The 2,089-nt window shown below is 70.3% G+C and carries 2 pseudogenes; one reads left to right on the top strand and one right to left on the bottom strand.

The features are described 5' to 3' along the window. Positions 1-377, bottom strand: a pseudogene (locus tag I59_RS09170) (cell wall-binding protein); the annotation flags it as partial. 281 nt (positions 378-658) lie between these two features. On the opposite strand from I59_RS09170, the pseudogene I59_RS19605 reads away from it, so the two are divergent. Continuing rightward, positions 659-2,089 (top strand): annotated as a pseudogene (locus I59_RS19605) (polyribonucleotide nucleotidyltransferase); the annotation flags it as partial.

The raw sequence follows: 2,089 nt of genomic DNA, 5'->3' as shown, positions 1-2,089 counted from the left end.
TACAGGTTCGCGGCGAGCTGCCCGGCACGCTGCTGCGCCCGGTCCGCGGTCGCGGACGCGCTGTCGGCCTGGGCCTGGAGGCTCGTGGCGGTCTGGGTGGCCGCGGCCAGGTCCGCGTCCGCCTGGTCCGCCGCCTCGGACGCGGAGATCGCGGCCGCGGACTTCGCCGCGGCGACGGCCTGCACCTGCTGGAGCGCCGTCTGGACACGGTTGACCTCGGCGGCCTTGGCCTGCTCGTTGCCCTTCGCGCGTTGGACGTCCTGCCACGTCGGGTAGGTCGTCGCGCTGGCCGGGGCCGCGGTCACGAGGGGGACGACGAGCACGCCGGCGACCACGGCGGCCACGACGAGCCCTCGCCCGGAGAGAGGGAGGCGCATGCTGCGTACGGTACCGGGGACACGCGTGTTCGCTGTGCGCCTCGCCCGCCGAGTGCCTGAGGACTGGTAAAGTCCTGTCCGTCCGGGGACCGTTCCCCGGGCGTCACACAAACACTGCGCAGACCGGGCACGGAGCTGGTCATCGGTGGTGGCTCGCGGGCCGAGAAGGTGTCCCGAGTGCTTCTACTGCTGGCCAGACATGCGTCCCGACTCCTTCGGCGCGCACGCACCGCCGTGTGCCGTCGCCGGGTCTGCCGAGAACACGTCAAGGAGGCACCCTTTTGGAGGGTCCCGAGATCAAGTTCGCCGAAGCCGTCATCGACAACGGCAAGTTCGGCAAGCGCGTCGTCCGGTTCGAGACCGGCCGACTCGCACAGCAGGCGCAGGGCGCGGTCGCCGCGTACCTCGACGAGGAGACCATGCTCCTCTCGGCCACCAGCGCCGGCAAGCACCCGCGGGAGGGCTTCGACTTCTTCCCGCTGACCGTCGACGTCGAGGAGCGCTCGTACGCCGCCGGCAAGATCCCCGGTTCGTTCTTCCGTCGTGAGGGCCGTCCCAGCACCGAGGCGATCCTCGTCTGCCGCCTCATCGACCGGCCGCTGCGCCCGTCGTTCGTCGACGGCCTCCGCAACGAGGTCCAGATCGTCATCACCGTCCTGAGCATCGCCCCGGACGAGTTCTACGACGCGCTCGCGATCAACGCGGCGTCCGCGTCGACGCAGATCTCCGGTCTGCCGTTCTCCGGCCCGATCGCCGGTGTGCGCCTCGCGCTCATCGGTGACCAGTGGGTCGCGTTCCCGAAGGCGTCGCAGCTCGCCGAGGCCGTCTTCGACCTCACCGTCGCGGGCCGTGTCGTCACGGACGAGGCCGGCAACGAGGACGTCGCGATCATGATGGTCGAGGCCGAGGCCACCGAGCACAGCTGGGACCTCATCCAGGGCGGCGCCACCAAGCCCGACGAGGCCGTCGTCGCGCAGGGCCTCGAGGCGGCGAAGCCGTTCCTCAAGGTCCTCGTCGAGGCACAGGCGAAGATGGCCGCGCAGTCGGCCAAGGAGATCCAGGACTACCCGGTCTTCCCGCCCTACGCTCCCGAGGTCTACGACGCTGTCGAGGCCATCGCCCTCGACGAGCTCAAGGACGTCTACCAGATCGCCGGCAAGCTCGAGCGTCAGGACAAGGACGACGCCCTCAAGGCCCGCGTCAAGGAGGCCGTCGCGGCCAAGGTCGAGTCCGGCGAGCTCCCGGAGAGCGCCAACGGCCAGGTCAGCGCCGCCTACAAGTCGGTCACGAAGAAGGTCGTCCGCGGCCGCATCCTGACCGAGCAGGTCCGCATGGACGGTCGCGGCCTCGCCGACATCCGTCCGCTCGACGCCGAGGTCGCCGTCATCCCGCGCGTCCACGGCTCGGCGATCTTCCAGCGCGGCGAGACGCAGATCCTCGGCGTCACCACGCTGAACATGCTCAAGATGGAGCAGCAGATCGACTCGCTGTCGCCCGTCACGAAGAAGCGCTACCTGCACCACTACAACTTCCCGCCCTACTCGACCGGTGAGACCGGGCGCGTGGGTTCGCCGAAGCGTCGCGAGATCGGGCACGGCTTCCCTCGCGAGCGCGCCCTCGTGCCGGTGCTGCCGTCGCGCGAGGAGTTCCCCTACGCGATCCGTCAGGTGTCCGAGGCCCTCGGCTCCACGGTTCGACGTCGATGGGCTCCG

It is taken from the genome of Curtobacterium sp. B8, assembly GCF_000333315.1.
Lineage (GTDB): Bacteria > Actinomycetota > Actinomycetes > Actinomycetales > Microbacteriaceae > Curtobacterium > Curtobacterium luteum.
The sequence above is the reverse complement of the archived record's forward strand: the minus strand, read 5'-3'. Positions and strand labels throughout refer to the sequence as shown.